We start from the raw sequence: 15,112 nt of genomic DNA, 5'->3' as shown, positions 1-15,112 counted from the left end.
CCGTTGATTTTTTGCCGCAGGTCAATTCCCTTTCCGGGCAGGATCGCACATAATCCCCTCCCGGTTTGCACACCGGGAATCCAGGAGAGTTCATGTACTACCCCTTCGTTCGTAAAGCCCTTTTCCAGCTCGATCCTGAGCGCGCTCATGAATTTACATTCCAGCAATTACGCCGTATTACCGGTACACCACTGGTTGCACTGGTGCGTCAACGCGTGCCGGAAAAACCTGTGCAATGCATGGGCCTGACCTTTAAGAATCCGCTGGGTCTGGCGGCTGGTCTGGACAAAAATGGCGAGTGTATTGATGCTCTGGGTGCAATGGGGTTCGGCTCCATTGAAATCGGTACTGTCACCCCACGCCCGCAACCGGGTAATGACAAGCCGCGTCTGTTCCGTCTGGTTGAAGCAGAGGGGCTGATCAACCGCATGGGCTTTAATAACCTCGGCGTTGATCACCTGGTTGAGAACGTCAAAAGATCCCATTTTGATGGCGTATTAGGCATCAATATTGGTAAAAATAAAGACACGCCGGTTGAGCATGGTAAAGATGACTACCTGATTTGTATGGAAAAAGTCTATGCCTATGCTGGTTATATTGCGGTGAATATTTCATCACCGAATACTCCGGGCCTGCGCACTTTGCAATATGGCGAAGCGCTGGACGATCTCTTGACCGCCATAAAAAATAAACAAAATGAGCTGCAGGCGATCCACCATAAATATGTTCCGGTCGCGGTTAAGATCGCCCCGGATCTTTCTGCTGAAGAATTGATCCAGGTTGCTGATAGTTTAGTCCGCCATAATATCGACGGTGTGATTGCGACCAATACGACACTCGATCGTTCTCTCGTTCAGGGAATGAAAAACTGCGACGAAGCGGGTGGGTTAAGTGGTCGTCCGGTACAATTAAAAAGCACAGAAATTATTCGTGCCTTGTCCGCCGAATTAAAAGGTCGTCTGCCGATTATTGGTGTGGGGGGGATCGACTCCGTGATTGCTGCCCGTGAGAAGATGGCGGCTGGTGCGTCACTGGTGCAAATCTATTCCGGCTTTATTTTTAAAGGGCCGCCTCTGATTAAAGAAATCGTTACTTACATCTAATCTTTTCTCCTAATCAGACAACCAGGGCTTTATTTCCAGCCCTGGTTGTTTTATATTCCGTCATTGTTGCTTATTTAGACATTATGGTCTTTTATTAAATGACGCTATAAATGAAGCAACAATCAGGACATTTTTAGAACAGGGTGTTTGGGGACGGGAGAGACACATGCGAATTAAACCTGACGATAACTGGCGCTGGTATTTTTGCGACGAGCATGATCGAATGATGCTCGATTTAGCCAATGGCATGTTGTTTCGTTCTCGTTTTGCACGCCGAATGTTAACTCCGGACGCTTTCTCACCGTCAGGCTTTTGCGTTGACGATGCTGCACTTTATTTCTCGTTTGAAGAAAAATGCCGGGATCTGGTGCTGTCCAAAGAACAGCGCGCTGAGCTGGTATTAAATGCGCTGGTAGCGATCCGTTTCCTGAAACCGCAAATGCCGAAAAGCTGGCATTTTCTGGCACATGGCATGAGCTGGACGCCAGCAACAGGCGATGCGGCCAGTGTGAGCCTGAGTGATACTGCAGAAGAGGTTAACCTGCTGGTGGTTGAGCCTGGCGAAAATGCCGCCCTCTGTTTGCTGGCACAGCCCGGCGTAACCATTGCCGGGCGAATGATGCAGCTTGGTGATGCGATTAAGGTGATGAACGACAGACTGAAGCCGCAGCTTCATGTGGATTCGTTCAGCCTCGAACAGGCTGTTTAAGCTTCCAGCTGCACTGACGTTCTCGGGATACAGCTGCAACATAAAATGGTACCGTCATCGCCAATGGCTGATTTTTTCAGCGCACTGACCTCGCCCTCGACCAGTTTGATCCGACAGCACCCGCAGATACCTGCCCGACAGGAGTAAGGTACGCGGATCCCCGCTTGCTCCAGTTGTTCAAGTAACACTTGCTGATTGTTGCCACGGATGACATTACCCTGCCAGTGAATATCCACCACAGACTCGGCTTCGCTTTCAACGTCGGTTGATTCTTCTTCATTGCCTGAGCCGTAAACCCTGGCGGACCCACGGGCGAGAATTTCCACTTCATCACCCACGCGGATCACGCCGCTTGAACGCGGGATGAGGTTCTGGCCGAAATCCACATCGCCATTATCCTGCGCGGTACGGAATGACTGCAGGGTTTTCAGCGGTTCACCGGAAGGGTGCTTTTGGCCTTTCTCCGGGCTTACCGTTGTAAAAATGCAGCGACTGCAGGGCTTCACGACGTCAAAAATCACGCTGCCGATGCGGATCACTTTCCAGGTGTCTTCCTCCCAGGCTTCCGTACCGGTCACCACCAGGTTTGGTCGAAACTGCTCCATCTGGACACTGGCGTTGCAGCGGCTTTGCAAATCACGCAGCGAGGCTTCGTTGGTCAGCAGGAAAGGGAAGCCATCAGCGAATGAGAGCGGGACCGCATCGTGGCGCTTCACGCGCCGTGTCAGCTCCGGACCCACCCAGCGTAGCTGGACTTCACGGGAGAAAAACCCGCTTAGCCAACGGTTAATCTCATCAGGTGCGATACGCGCGGTGAAATGGTTACCCCACACTTCCGTTGGCGCATCGACAGGTGCAAAATCAGCAAAGCGAATCACCACACTTTCACCATCCGGCGCGGTCAGGTGCAAACCGTCATGCAGTGGGGAAGGGGTAAAACGCACCATTTGTGGGAACTGGCGCGCCGTAATGAACGTGCCGTCAGGCTCGGTGACCATAAAAATACGATCGAAGGCAAATCCGCTCATGTCGGCCAGCGCGTGAGATACGCCGATACCGCGCATGGATTTCACTGGATGGATAAAAAGCCTGGATAACGTCGCCACTGCACAGTCCCTCGAATGAAAATAAGCCTTCAACTTTATGACATACACGCCATATTAGCTATAATGCGCGACAATTTTCTTAGAGTAAAAGTGACGATATGAATTCTCTGTTTGCCAGTACGGCCCGTGGGCTGGAAGAGCTGTTAAAAACTGAACTGGAAACCCTGGGTGCGCAAGAGTGCCAGGTGGTTCAGGGTGGTGTCCATTTTGAGGGCGACACGCGGCTTATTTACCAGAGCCTGATGTGGAGCCGTCTGGCGTCGCGCATCATGCTGCCGATGAAAGAGTGCAAGGTCTATAGCGATCTTGACCTCTACACCGGCGTACAGATGATCGACTGGACAGAGATCTTCACCCCGAATGCCACCTTTGCCGTGCATTTCAACGGCGTGAACGATGAGATCCGCAACAGCCAGTACGGTGCGCTGCGCGTGAAAGATGCCATCGTTGACTGCTTCACGCGTAAAAATAAGGAACGTCCGAACGTCGATCGCGAAAACCCGGATCTGCGTATTAACGTGTGGCTTAACGGTGATACTGCCAGTATTTCCCTGGATCTGAGCGGGGCAGGCTTGCACCTGCGTGGCTACCGCGATCGCACCGGTATGGCACCTATCAAAGAAACCCTGGCCGCCGCCATTGTGATGCGCTCCGGCTGGCAGCCGGGTACGCCGTTGCTCGACCCGATGTGTGGTTCCGGTACGCTGCTGATTGAAGCGGCGATGCTGGCAACCGATCGTGCGCCGGGGTTACACCGTGGCCACTGGGGCTTTGGTGGCTGGGCACAGCACGATGAAGCTATCTGGCAAGAGGTCAAAGCCGAAGCACAGACCCGCGCGCGTAAAGGCCTGGCGGAGTACACCTCCCATTTCTACGGCTCTGACAGCGACCCTCGCGTTATTGAACGTGCGCGCAGCAACGCCCGCCGTGCCGGGATTGGTGAGCTTGTTACCTTTGAAGTGAAAGACGTCGCGAACTTAACCAATCCGCTGCCAAAAGGGCCTTACGGTACGGTTATCAGCAACCCGCCGTACGGCGAGCGTCTCGATAGCGAACCGGCGCTGATTGCCCTGCACAGCCTGCTGGGCCGAAATATGAAAGACTATTTTGGCGGCTGGAATCTGTCCCTGTTCAGCGCCTCGCCAGAGCTGTTGAGCTGCCTGCAATTGCGTGCCGATCGCCAGTTTAAAGCGAAAAACGGCCCGCTGGAATGTGTGCAGAAGAACTACCATCTGGCAGAAAAAGCGGCAGACAGTAAACCATCTGGCGTGGCGGAAGATTACGCCAACCGCCTGCGCAAGAATCTGAAGAAATTTGAAAAATGGGCGAAGCAGGAAGGTATTGAATGCTATCGCCTGTATGACGCCGATCTGCCGGAGTACAACGTGGCGGTTGATCGTTACGGCGATTGGGTTGTGGTGCAGGAGTATGCGCCGCCAAAAACTATCGATGCGCAAAAAGCGCGTCAGCGTATGCTGGACGTGATTGCCGCAACCATCGCTGTGCTGAGTATCGCGCCGAACAAACTGGTGCTGAAAACCCGTGAGCGTCAGAAAGGGAAAAACCAGTACCAGAAGATGGGCGAAAAGGGCGATTTCATCGAAGTGGGCGAATATAACGCGCGCCTGTGGGTGAACCTGACCGATTATCTTGATACCGGCCTGTTCCTTGACCACCGTATCGCCCGTCGTATGTTGGGCCAGATGAGCAAAGGCAAAGACTTCCTGAACCTGTTCTCTTATACCGGCAGCGCCAGCGTGCATGCAGGACTGGGCGGCGCACGCAGCACCACCACGGTGGATATGTCCCGTACCTATCTGGAGTGGGCAGAGCGTAACCTGCGCCTTAATGGCCTGACTGGCCGTCAGCATCGTCTGATGCAGGCCGACGTGCTGGGCTGGTTGCGTGATACTGATGAACAGTTCGACCTGATCTTCATCGATCCGCCAACGTTCTCTAACTCCAAGCGCATGGAAGATAGCTTTGACGTTCAACGCGATCACCTGCGCCTGATGACAGACCTGAAACGCCTGCTGCGTAAAGGCGGCACTATTATGTTCTCGAACAACAAACGCGGCTTCCGTATGGATCACGACGGCCTGGCGGCGCTGGGACTGAAAGCACAAGAAATCAGCCAAAAAACGCTGTCTCAGGACTTCGCCCGTAACCGTCAGATCCATAACTGCTGGTTGATTACCGCGGCCTGAAAGGAAAAATAAATGTCTTTAATTAGTATGCACGGTGCATGGCTCTCTTTCAGCGATTCACCGCTTCTTGATAATGCGGAACTGCATATCGAAGATAACGAGCGTGTCTGTCTGGTCGGTCGTAATGGCGCAGGCAAATCCACGCTGATGAAAATTCTTAATCGCGAACAGGGTCTGGATGACGGACGTATTGTTTACGAGCAGGATCTTATTGTTTCCCGCCTGCAACAGGATCCACCGCGTCATGTGACTGGCAGCGTTTACGATTTCGTGGCCGAAGGTATTTCTGAACAGGCTGAATACCTGAAGCGTTATCACGAGATTTCACATCTGGTGATGACCGATCCAAGCGACAAGAACCTCAACGAACTGGCGAAAGTCCAGGAGATGCTGGATCACCACGGCTTGTGGCAGCTGGAAAACCGCATTAACGAGGTACTGGCACAGCTTGGTCTTGAAGCGGATATGGAGCTGTCGTCGCTGTCAGGCGGCTGGCTGCGTAAAGCGGCGCTGGGGCGTGCGTTGGTCAGCGGGCCGAAAGTGCTGCTGCTGGACGAACCCACGAACCACCTGGATATTGAAGCGATTGACTGGCTGGAAAGCTTCCTGAAAACCTTCAGCGGCACCATCATCTTTATCTCGCACGACCGTTCGTTTATTCGCAATATGGCGACGCGCATTGTCGATCTCGATCGCGGCAAGCTGGTCACCTATCCGGGCGATTACGACACCTACCTGCTGGAAAAAGAAGAAAACCTGCGTGTTGAAGAGCTGCAAAATGCGGAGTTTGACCGCAAGCTGGCGCAGGAAGAGGTGTGGATCCGTCAGGGTATCAAAGCCCGCCGTACCCGTAACGAAGGTCGCGTTCGCGCCCTGAAAGCCATGCGTCGTGAACGCAGCGAGCGTCGCGAAGTGATGGGCAGTGCCAAAATGCAGGTCGAAGAGGCATCCCGTTCCGGTAAGATTGTCTTTGAAATGGAAAACGTCAATTATCAGGTTGACGGCAAGGTGCTGGTGAAAGACTTCTCCGCCCAGGTACAGCGTGGGGACAAAATTGCCCTTATCGGTCCGAACGGTTGCGGTAAAACCACGCTTCTGAAGCTGATGCTGGGGCAACTGCAGGCCGACAGTGGCCGAATTCACTGCGGTACGAAGCTTGAAGTGGCCTATTTCGACCAGCACCGTGCAGAACTGGATCCGGACAGAACGGTGATGGATAACCTGGCCGAAGGTAAGCAAGAGGTCATGGTTAACGGTAAGCCGCGCCACGTGCTGGGTTACCTGCAGGATTTCCTGTTCCACCCTAAACGCGCGATGACACCTGTGCGTGCGCTGTCCGGCGGTGAGCGAAATCGTCTTCTGTTGGCGCGTCTGTTCCTGAAGCCAAGCAACCTGTTGATCCTCGATGAACCGACGAACGACCTGGATGTCGAAACGCTGGAATTACTGGAAGAACTGATTGACGGCTATCAGGGAACCGTGATGTTGGTTAGCCACGATCGTCAGTTTGTTGATAACACCGTGACCGAATGCTGGATCTTCGAAGGTGAAGGCCGAATTGGACAGTATGTAGGCGGTTATCACGATGCAAAAGGGCAGCAGTCGCAATCTCTGGCGCAAAAACAGGCAAAATCCAGAAATGTACCTGAACCTGCTGCCGCAAAAGCAGAAACTGTTAAAAAATCTCCTGCTAAAATGAGCTATAACCTGCAGCGCGAACTGGAAGGGTTGCCACAACGCCTTGAAGAGCTGGAAGCCTCCGTTGAAGCGTTGCAAACCCAGGTCGCAGATGCGTCATTCTTTACGCAGCCACACGACTATACTCAGAAAGTATTGGCTGAACTCTCCCAGGCCGAGCAGGCGCTGGAAGAAGCATTTGAGCGCTGGGAGTACCTTGAGTCTCTGAAAAACGGCGCATAACCAGGGATAAAATATGTGTGACCAGCACCACGCCGACAGGCATATATTATGCTCGCAATGCGATATGCTCGTGGCGTTGCCAGAGCTTGGTCACGGACATAAAGCACTGTGTCCACGCTGCAGCGCAACGTTGACAACCGAGTGGGACGCGCCACGGCAGCGTCCCACTGCTTATGCTCTGGCAGCATTGTTTATGCTGTTGCTCTCCAATCTCTTCCCCTTCATTTATATGAAGGTGGGAGGGATCACCAGCCAGGTGGATTTACTCGAAATCCCGGGCGTGATGTTCTCAGAAGATTACGCCAGTCTTGGCACCTTTTTCCTGCTCTTCGTACAGATTGTCCCGGCATTTTGTCTGGTGGTGATCCTGCTTCTGGTCAACCGTGTCCGGATGCCATCTTCCCTTAAGATTAAACTTGCACGGATCCTGTTCCAGTTAAAAAGCTGGGGGATGGCCGAGATTTTTCTGGCCGGTATTCTGGTCAGCTTCGTGAAGCTGATGGCTTACGGTGACGTTGGGATTGGCAGTAGCTTTATTCCCTGGTGCCTGTACTGCGTACTGCAGTTACGCGCTTTCCAGTGCGTTGACCGGCGCTGGGCGTGGGACGATATTGCACCAGCTCCCACGCTGGCGCAGACGGTGAAAGTGGGTGTGCCAGGTATCCGTCAGGGGCTTCGTTCTTGCCCGTGCTGCACCGCTGTGCTGCCGGCAGATCTGGACGTGTGTCCGCGCTGCGAAACGAAAGGTCATGTGCGCCGTAAAAATAGCCTGCAGTGGACAATGGCGCTGCTGGTGACGTCCATTATGCTTTATCTGCCCGCCAATATTTTGCCGATTATGATAACTGATTTGCTCGGCGACAAAATGCCCTCGACGATCCTGGCCGGGGTGATATTGCTGTGGGGGGAAGGGTCTTATCCTGTCGCCGGCGTTATCTTCATCGCCAGTATTATGGTGCCAACCTTGAAAATGATCGCGATTGCGTGGCTCTGCTGGGATGCAAAAGGGCACGGAAAACGCGACAGCGAACGAATGCACCTGATCTATGAAGTGGTCGAGTTTGTCGGACGCTGGTCAATGATTGACGTGTTTGTTATTGCCGTTCTCTCTGCACTGGTGCGGATGGGCGGATTGATGAGTATTTATCCGGCGATGGGGGCATCAATGTTTGCACTGGTCGTGATTATGACCATGTTTGCGGCCATGACCTTCGACCCTCGTTTATCGTGGGATCGTGAGCCTGAATCAAGCCATGAGGAAGAGTAAGAGCATGGAAAATAAGAGTGGAGAGGCGAAAGTGCAGAAGGTCAAGAACTGGTCACCGGTGTGGATTTTCCCCATCGTGACTGCGCTGATCGGTGCATGGATCCTGTTTTATCATTACAGCCATCAGGGACCGGAAGTGACGCTTATTACCACCAATGCTGAGGGGATTGAGGGCGGTAAAACGACCATCAAGAGCCGTAGTGTGGATGTGGGTGTCGTTGAAAGCGCAATCCTGACCGACGATTTAACGCATGTTGAAATTAAGGCGCGGTTGAATGCGGGTATGGAAAAACTCCTGCACAGTGATTCGGTTTTCTGGGTGGTTAAGCCGCAGGTCGGGCGAGAAGGGATCAGCGGCTTAGGTACGCTGTTGTCTGGTGCCTATATTGAACTGCAGCCGGGCTCTAAAGGGAACGCGCCGGGGAAATACCAGCTTCTTGATTCTCCACCACTTGCACCGCCTGATGCGAAAGGTATCCGCGTGATCCTCGACAGCAAAAAAGCGGGCCAGTTAACGGCGGGTGATCCGGTGCTGTTCCGCGGTTATCGCGTCGGTTCGGTTGAGAAAAGTACCTTTGACCCGCAGAAAAGAGCTATCAGCTATCAGCTGTTCATCAACGCACCCAACGATCGGCTGGTCACCAGCAATGTTCGTTTCTGGAAAGACAGCGGTATCGCAGTGGATCTCACCTCCGCTGGCATGCGTGTTGAAATGGGGTCGCTGACAACGCTGTTTGGTGGTGGGGTGAGTTTTGACGTACCCGAAGGCCTGGAGCTGGGGCAGCCGGTTGCTGAGAATACGGCCTTCCGACTCTTTGACGATCAAAAAAGCATTCAGGATGCGCTATACACCGATCACGTTGATTTCCTGATGTTCTTCAAAGATTCCGTACGTGGTCTGCAACCTGGTGCACCGGTTGAGTTCCGCGGAATTCGTCTGGGTACGGTGGGACAAGTCCCCTTCTTCGTACCGGGACTTCAGCAGATGCTGGATGATGATTACCGCATTCCGGTTCTGATTCGCATTGAGCCTGAGCGTCTGGTTAATCAGATTGGTGAAAATCAGGATATTGGTACGCATATCTCCCAACTGATGGAACGTGGTCTGCGCGGGTCGCTGAAGACTGGCAACCTGGTGACCGGTGCGCTGTATGTGGATATGGACTTCTATCCTAAAGCACCTGCGATGACGGGTATCCGCGAATTTGGTGGTTACAAGATCATTCCAACGGTCAGCAGCGGTCTGGCGCAGATACAGCAGCGTCTGATGGAAACACTGGATAAGATTAACAATCTGCCATTGAATCCGATGATTGAAGCGGCAACAAACTCACTGAGCGAAAGTCAGGCGACGATGCGCCGTCTGCAAACCACGCTGGATAACATCAACAAGATCACTGCAAGCCAGTCCATGCAGCAGCTGCCGCAGGATATGCAGAAAACGCTGCGTGAACTTAACCGCAGTATGCAGGGCTTCCAGCCGGGTTCGGCGGCATACAACAAGATGGTGGCAGATATGCAACGTCTTGATCAGGTCTTGCGTGAACTGCAGCCCGTTCTGAAAACGCTTAACGAGAAGAGCAACGCGCTGGTGTTTGAAGCGAAAGATAAAAAGGATCCTGAGCCGAAGAGGGCAAAAGAATGAATAAGTGGCTATTGATTGTTGGCGCTCTGCTTTTGACGGCGTGCAGTTCGGGTGTAGAGAACAAGAGCTACTATCAGTTGCCTCTTGCTACGCAGAACGGGGGGCAAAGCACGGCCAGCCAGGGAAACCGTCTGCTGTGGGTTGAACAGGTTGCGGTACCGGATTATCTGGCGGGTAACGGTGTGGTCTACCAGACCAGCGATGTACAGTATGTCATTGCCTCTAATAACCTGTGGGCAAGCCCGCTGGATCAACAGCTACGTAATACGCTGGTGGCGAATCTGGGTAGCCAGCTGCCTGGCTGGGTGGTTGCTTCACAGCCGCTCGGTACTGACCAGGATACGCTGAATGTGACCGTGACCGGCTTCCACGGTCGCTATGACGGCAACGTTGTGGTCAGCGGTGAGTGGCTGCTGAACCATCAGGGACAGCTGATTAAACGTCCTTTCCATCTTGAAATGAAGCAGCAAAAAGATGGTTACGATGAAATGGTCAAGGTTCTGGCACAGGGCTGGGCGCAAGAGTCGACCAGCATTGCCCGAGAAATTTCCCGGCTTCCATAAGTAAAATTCATCGACAAAAGCCGCTGTCAGGGTTTCTCTGATTGCGGCTTTTTTTTCGTTTTGCCTTCAGATTGTTACTTGTGCCATGTCACATTTTTTGTACAAATGATCTTCCGTATAGCTCACAAATATGACACCAGTATGAATTTTCAACATTGACGCTGGGGCGGATTCAGGGTATTCGTTATCTGTGGTTGCACACTTTGCAATCACTGTTTTCTTTCCACCAGACAAAAGAATGAGGGAAACGAGGCATGAAGAGACAGAAACGAGATCGCCTGGAAAGGGCTCATCAACGTGGTTATCAGGCTGGCATCGCCGGACGTTCTAAAGAAATGTGTCCCTATCAGACTTTGAATCAAAGGTCTCAATGGTTAGGGGGCTGGCGAGAAGCCATCGGAGACAGGGCAGTACTTGCTTGATAGCGTCTCTTTAAAAAAAGAAACCTCCGCAGTGCGGAGGTTTCGCCTTTCTGAAGCGGCTAACGCGCTAATCAGAAAGCAGAGGTGTCCTGGAACAGACCCACTTTCAGGTCGTTCGCAGTGTAAATCAGACGACCGTCTACCAGCACTTCACCATCCGCCAGGCCCATAATCAGACGACGGTTAACAACGCGCTTGAAGTGGATACGGTAGGTGACTTTCTTCGCAGAAGGCAGAACCTGACCCGTGAATTTCACTTCGCCTACGCCCAGTGCGCGGCCTTTGCCTTCACCACCGAGCCAGCCCAGGTAGAAACCAACCAGCTGCCACATGGCATCGAGGCCCAGGCAGCCAGGCATTACCGGATCGCCAATAAAGTGGCAACCGAAGAACCACAGGTCCGGGTTGATATCGAGTTCTGCTTCTACGTAACCCTTATCGAAGTTGCCGCCGGTTTCGGTCATTTTCACGACACGATCCATCATCAGCATGTTCGGGGCCGGTAACTGTGGGCCTTTCGCGCCAAACAGTTCACCGCGACCAGAGGCAAGAAGGTCTTCTTTTGTATAGGATTCGCGTTTATCTACCATGTTCTCAGTAAGCCTTATTTTAGTGAAGGACGCAGGATAGCTAACACGTGTACGCTGAACAAGTCCGATCAGTTCGGACTAAACCAACTCAACCAGCGTAACGGCCACGGATAACGGTGACGAGCATCCTGCTGTGTTGCCTGCGCAATGCGCTCCTGGATAGTCTGCATCAGGGTAGTTTGCCCTTCGCCATCCCATACCAGGTTTGTCAGTAAGGGTAGTGCATCCTCAATACCTTCAATGGCCCAGAGGGTGAATTGTTCCTGTTCTACCGCATCCAGAAGCGCCTGGCTGAGGCTTAAATGGCGCGCGTTTGGGGCCGGAATAATGACACCTTGCTTACCGTTTAGTCCGCGCTGCTGGCAAATAGAGAAGAAACCTTCAATTTTCTCGTTCAGGCCACCAACAGGCTGAGCACGGCCAAACTGATCGACTGAGCCGGTAATCGCGATGTTCTGGTTGATCGGCACTTCCGCCAGAGCGCTGATTAAGGCGCACAGCTCTGCCATAGAGGCGCTATCACCGTCAACCTCACTGTAAGACTGTTCAAACGTCAGCGAGGCGGAGAAGGGGATTTGCTGCTCAAGCTGAAGCTCTGACATCAGGAACGCCTGCATGATCATCATGCCTTTGGCGTGAATGTTTCCACCCAGCTCGGCTTTACGCTCGATGTCAGTGAACTCACCGTCACCGATATGCACAACGCAGCTGATACGGGAAGGTTCACCGAACGCGCGCGGGTGTCCCGGAAACTCAATCACCGACAGGGCGTTGATCTGCCCGATGCGTTCGCCTTCGGTCTCTACCAGAATTTGCTCCAGCAGAATTTCATCCTGCATGCGGTCAGCAAGATAACCTTCGCGCCACTCGCGCTGGGCAAGCATCTGAGTGAGCTGTTCCCCGGTGAATGACCCTTCACCACTAATAACCCCCACTTCACGTAGCTGTTTGCCGATCCAGAGTGGGCAGAGTGGCAGTGTCTCCTGGTCACCGGTATAGCGAACCGCTTCACGGATTAAACCCGGCCAGGCATCAGCTGCAGGGGTTGGCAATGCAAAACGTTCTGCAACGGCCATTACCCACTGGCACCACTGCGCCATATCATCAGCGTCAGCTATCTGGATGTTGTCTTCATACTCGCTGTAAACCGCCTGCTCAGCCAGTTCTGGCTCCATCTCCTGGAAATCAGCCAGAGACTCACGATCGCCCGTCAGCACGACGGTAAGCGACAGCGGCATGGACGGAATGGAAACCGGCAGAGGACGAGACTCATCATAGCCAACCCAGTCAAAACGCTGCTGGTTAACGATGGTTTTCAGACGCATCCACAATAACGGCTGGGAAAGCAGGGTGCGCAGGGAAATGATTAATACGCCACCATTTGCGCGGTGTACCAGCCCCGGTTGCAGCGATAACTCACCGTTAAACTGGCGAAGGCAACCAAAAAGTTGCTCAGCTTCGACCCAGTTGGCGGTAACCACTTCACCCTCAACAGCAAAACGGCCATCGGCCTGTTTTGCCGGTTCGAAAGCGATATCATGCCCCGAGATGTGATATTGGCCGCCAAAGGCAGAGTGTGTTTCCGGCCGCAACTGACGCATGGCATCCCCCAGAAGCGTCAAATATTCCGCTTCTTCCGGGGCTTTGAGCAGCATGAAGGGAGACGTTGCCCACGGGCTTAACACCTGCTCCAGCGCATAATGCAAACGCGGTTGCGTATCGCTAAGTATGAATTCGTGCTCTTTTGCGAGATCTGGCTGTGCAAACAGCTCCTGATAACTCTCGGTATCCGGAACAAGGTCACGCCATGCAAGTTTCGTAATGGTCAAAGTTGATGTTTTTTAGTCAGATGTAAAACCGTGGAGTATACCGTAGCGGGTGGAACTACCCAAGCAGGATTGGCTTTTTCGAAAGGTGGATCCGCGGCATTCATTCACAGGATATGATTTCTTTTCAGCAGATTGCTAAAAAACTGATATTCTGAACAGAGTTACGTGGTAACACTGAGATCGCAATGAAATATCAACAACTGGAAAATCTCGAAAGCGGCTGGAAATGGAAGTACCTGGTCAAAAAGCACCGTGAAGGGGAGCTGATCACCTGCTACATCGAAGCCAGCGCAGCGCAAGACGCCGTGGATATTTTGCTGACCCTCGAAAATGAACCGGTACAGGTGAACGGCTGGATAGCGAAACACATCAATCCGGCACTGTTAAACCGGATGAAGCAAACTATCCGTGCGCGTCGAAAACGGCATTTCAATGCTGAGCACCAGCACACCCGCAAAAAATCAATCGACCTGGAATTCATTGTCTGGCAGCGCCTGGCGGGGCTTGCACAAAGGCGTGGAAAAACATTGTCGGAAACGGTAGTACAGCTAATTGAAGATGCAGAGCATAAAGAGAAGTATGCCAGCCAAATGTCGACGCTGAAGAGTGATCTTCAGGCTCTGCTCGGCAAAAAGTAACTTTTTGCGTTTCTTCTGGCAATAAAAAACCCCGCATTGCGGGGTTTTTTTATAAGACGATAACTTATGCCGCTGGCTGAGCTACAACGTCTTTGATGCCTTTAACTTCGATCTCTACGCGACGATCTGGAGCCAGGCAGTCGATCAGTGCAGCGCGAGCTTTCACGTTGTCACAGGTGTTGCCAGTAACTGGGTGAGATTCGCCCATACCACGTGGGGAGATCTTGTTAGCTGGGATACCTTTAGAGATCAGGTAATCAACAACAGACTGAGCACGTTTCTCAGACAGTTTCTGGTTGTAAGCGTCAGAACCGATACGGTCGGTGAAGCCCAGAACCACTACAGAACCGTCTTTAGGATCCAAGTTGCTCAGCTGGGAGTACAGCTGATTCAGTGCCTGCTGACCTTCTGGTTTCAGGGTCGCTTTGTTGAAGTTGAACAGAACGTCAGACTTCAGAGTGAAGTGCTTGGTCTGTACTTCTGGAGCTGGAGCCGGCGCTGGAGCAACAACTGGTGCTGCTTCTTCCTGCTGGCCGAAACGGTAGGAAACACCTACGCTCAGCATGCCGTTGTCAGGACGAACACCAACGGTGTTAGCGTCGCCGATGTTGTTAACCCACTGGTATTCCAGACGGGTAGCGATGTCACGGGTAACAGCCCACTCAACACCACCAGCGAATACTGGGGAAACACCCGTGTCGTGATCGCTGCCGATTTCGCTGTTGCTGGAGTCAGCGCGCCATACCATGCCGCCCAGACGGGTGTACACGTCCAGATCGTCAGTTACTGGGTAACCCAGTTTAGCGGTCAGCTGTACGCCCTGTGCTTTGAAAGCGCCGTTTACGGTGTCGCCTTTGTATGGCATACGACCTAACCAGTCGTAACCCATTTCAAAACCAACATACGGGTTAACCTGATAGCCACCGAACGCACCTGCACCAAGCTGGCTCTCGTGAGTCGGGCCATCGTTGTTCAGTTTGCTGTTGTACCAGCCAGTATCATGGAACTGAGACCAGCCCAGTTTACCACCTGCATACCAGGTATTATCTTTCGGAGCGGCCTGCGCTACGGTAGCGAAGCCAGCCAGTGCCACTGCAATCGCGATAGCTGTCT

Annotated in this window: 13 protein-coding genes; 9 read left to right on the top strand and 4 right to left on the bottom strand. The window is 52.8% G+C overall.

All coding sequences use genetic code 11. From position 1 onward, the window contains the following. The first annotated feature begins 92 nt into the window (after positions 1–92). Together pyrD and zapC are read left to right on the top strand one after the other, a co-directional pair. Positions 93–1,103 (top strand): quinone-dependent dihydroorotate dehydrogenase, encoded by a 1,011-nt coding sequence (gene pyrD, locus ACJ9N4_RS00510; protein ID WP_182274410.1) that lies wholly within the window; start codon positions 93–95, stop codon positions 1,101–1,103. Positions 1,104–1,269: 166 nt separating this feature from the next. Further along, positions 1,270–1,812, top strand: a complete 543-nt coding sequence (gene zapC, locus ACJ9N4_RS00505) for a cell division protein ZapC (protein ID WP_182274411.1) — start codon at positions 1,270–1,272, stop codon at positions 1,810–1,812. Here zapC and ACJ9N4_RS00500 read toward each other — a convergent pair. Further along, on the bottom strand, positions 1,809–2,918 hold the full coding sequence (locus ACJ9N4_RS00500; protein WP_182919723.1) for a YcbX family protein: 1,110 nt from the start codon (positions 2,916–2,918) through the stop codon (positions 1,809–1,811). The genes zapC and ACJ9N4_RS00500 overlap by 4 nt on opposite strands. Positions 2,919–3,016: 98 nt before the next feature. Here ACJ9N4_RS00500 and rlmKL point away from each other — a divergent pair, with 98 nt between their 5' ends. From rlmKL to rmf, 6 genes are all read left to right on the top strand, one after another. Beyond that, complete coding sequence (gene rlmKL / locus ACJ9N4_RS00495) at positions 3,017–5,125, top strand: bifunctional 23S rRNA (guanine(2069)-N(7))-methyltransferase RlmK/23S rRNA (guanine(2445)-N(2))-methyltransferase RlmL (protein WP_182919724.1); 2,109 nt, start codon at positions 3,017–3,019, stop codon at positions 5,123–5,125. A 12-nt stretch (positions 5,126–5,137) separates the two neighbouring features. Then, positions 5,138–7,045, top strand: a complete 1,908-nt coding sequence (locus tag ACJ9N4_RS00490; protein WP_182919725.1) for an ABC transporter ATP-binding protein — start codon at positions 5,138–5,140, stop codon at positions 7,043–7,045. Between the two features lie 13 nt (positions 7,046–7,058). Further along, positions 7,059–8,312 (top strand): membrane integrity-associated transporter subunit PqiA, encoded by a 1,254-nt coding sequence (pqiA, locus tag ACJ9N4_RS00485; protein ID WP_411500189.1) that lies wholly within the window; start codon positions 7,059–7,061, stop codon positions 8,310–8,312. 4 nt (positions 8,313–8,316) lie between these two features. Continuing rightward, positions 8,317–9,957: an intermembrane transport protein PqiB gene (gene pqiB, locus ACJ9N4_RS00480; protein ID WP_182274415.1), complete on the top strand. Its 1,641-nt coding sequence runs from the start codon at positions 8,317–8,319 to the stop codon at positions 9,955–9,957. Next, a complete protein-coding gene (gene pqiC, locus ACJ9N4_RS00475) occupies positions 9,954–10,520 on the top strand; it encodes a membrane integrity-associated transporter subunit PqiC (protein WP_182274416.1) in 567 nt (188 codons plus the stop codon). Before pqiB ends, pqiC begins: the two co-directional genes overlap by 4 nt. A 254-nt stretch (positions 10,521–10,774) precedes the next feature. Beyond that, positions 10,775–10,942 (top strand): ribosome modulation factor, encoded by a 168-nt coding sequence (gene rmf / locus ACJ9N4_RS00470; protein WP_010429337.1) that lies wholly within the window; start codon positions 10,775–10,777, stop codon positions 10,940–10,942. Between the two features lie 71 nt (positions 10,943–11,013). On the opposite strand, the gene fabA is transcribed toward rmf, so the two are convergent. Both fabA and ACJ9N4_RS00460 read right to left on the bottom strand, forming a co-directional pair. After that, on the bottom strand, positions 11,014–11,532 hold the full coding sequence (gene fabA, locus ACJ9N4_RS00465; RefSeq protein ID WP_310827363.1) for a bifunctional 3-hydroxydecanoyl-ACP dehydratase/trans-2-decenoyl-ACP isomerase: 519 nt from the start codon (positions 11,530–11,532) through the stop codon (positions 11,014–11,016). A gap of 68 nt (positions 11,533–11,600) precedes the next feature. Continuing rightward, on the bottom strand, positions 11,601–13,361 hold the full coding sequence (locus tag ACJ9N4_RS00460; RefSeq protein WP_182274418.1) for a Lon protease family protein: 1,761 nt from the start codon (positions 13,359–13,361) through the stop codon (positions 11,601–11,603). A 185-nt stretch (positions 13,362–13,546) separates the two neighbouring features. Here ACJ9N4_RS00460 and matP point away from each other — a divergent pair, with 185 nt between their 5' ends. Next, the gene (gene matP, locus ACJ9N4_RS00455; RefSeq protein ID WP_182274419.1) at positions 13,547–13,999 is read left to right on the top strand and encodes a macrodomain Ter protein MatP; all 453 of its coding nucleotides are present in this window, start codon (positions 13,547–13,549) and stop codon (positions 13,997–13,999) included. A gap of 64 nt (positions 14,000–14,063) precedes the next feature. Here matP and ompA read toward each other — a convergent pair. Next, on the bottom strand, positions 14,064–15,112 hold a 1,049-nt coding region (ompA, locus tag ACJ9N4_RS00450; protein ID WP_411500188.1), incomplete at its 5' end, for a porin OmpA.

The organism is Enterobacter sp. LM3, from assembly GCF_046622475.1.
Taxonomy (GTDB): Bacteria; Pseudomonadota; Gammaproteobacteria; order Enterobacterales; family Enterobacteriaceae; genus Enterobacter; species Enterobacter cloacae_P.
The sequence above is the reverse complement of the archived record's forward strand: the minus strand, read 5'-3'. Positions and strand labels throughout refer to the sequence as shown.

Excerpts from the sequence above, each read along its gene's own strand:
- ACJ9N4_RS00490 (WP_182919725.1), top strand. The coding sequence starts at position 5,138 with ATGTCTTTAATTAGTATGCACGGTGCATGGCTCTCTTTCAGCGATTCA.
- fabA (WP_310827363.1), bottom strand. The coding sequence starts at position 11,532 with ATGGTAGATAAACGCGAATCCTATACAAAAGAAGACCTTCTTGCCTCT.
- pqiB (WP_182274415.1), top strand. The coding sequence starts at position 8,317 with ATGGAAAATAAGAGTGGAGAGGCGAAAGTGCAGAAGGTCAAGAACTGG.
- zapC (WP_182274411.1), top strand. The coding sequence starts at position 1,270 with ATGCGAATTAAACCTGACGATAACTGGCGCTGGTATTTTTGCGACGAG.
- rmf (WP_010429337.1), top strand. The coding sequence starts at position 10,775 with ATGAAGAGACAGAAACGAGATCGCCTGGAAAGGGCTCATCAACGTGGT.
- pqiA (WP_411500189.1), top strand. The coding sequence starts at position 7,059 with ATGTGTGACCAGCACCACGCCGACAGGCATATATTATGCTCGCAATGC.
- pqiC (WP_182274416.1), top strand. The coding sequence starts at position 9,954 with ATGAATAAGTGGCTATTGATTGTTGGCGCTCTGCTTTTGACGGCGTGC.
- rlmKL (WP_182919724.1), top strand. The coding sequence starts at position 3,017 with ATGAATTCTCTGTTTGCCAGTACGGCCCGTGGGCTGGAAGAGCTGTTA.
- matP (WP_182274419.1), top strand. The coding sequence starts at position 13,547 with ATGAAATATCAACAACTGGAAAATCTCGAAAGCGGCTGGAAATGGAAG.
- pyrD (WP_182274410.1), top strand. The coding sequence starts at position 93 with ATGTACTACCCCTTCGTTCGTAAAGCCCTTTTCCAGCTCGATCCTGAG.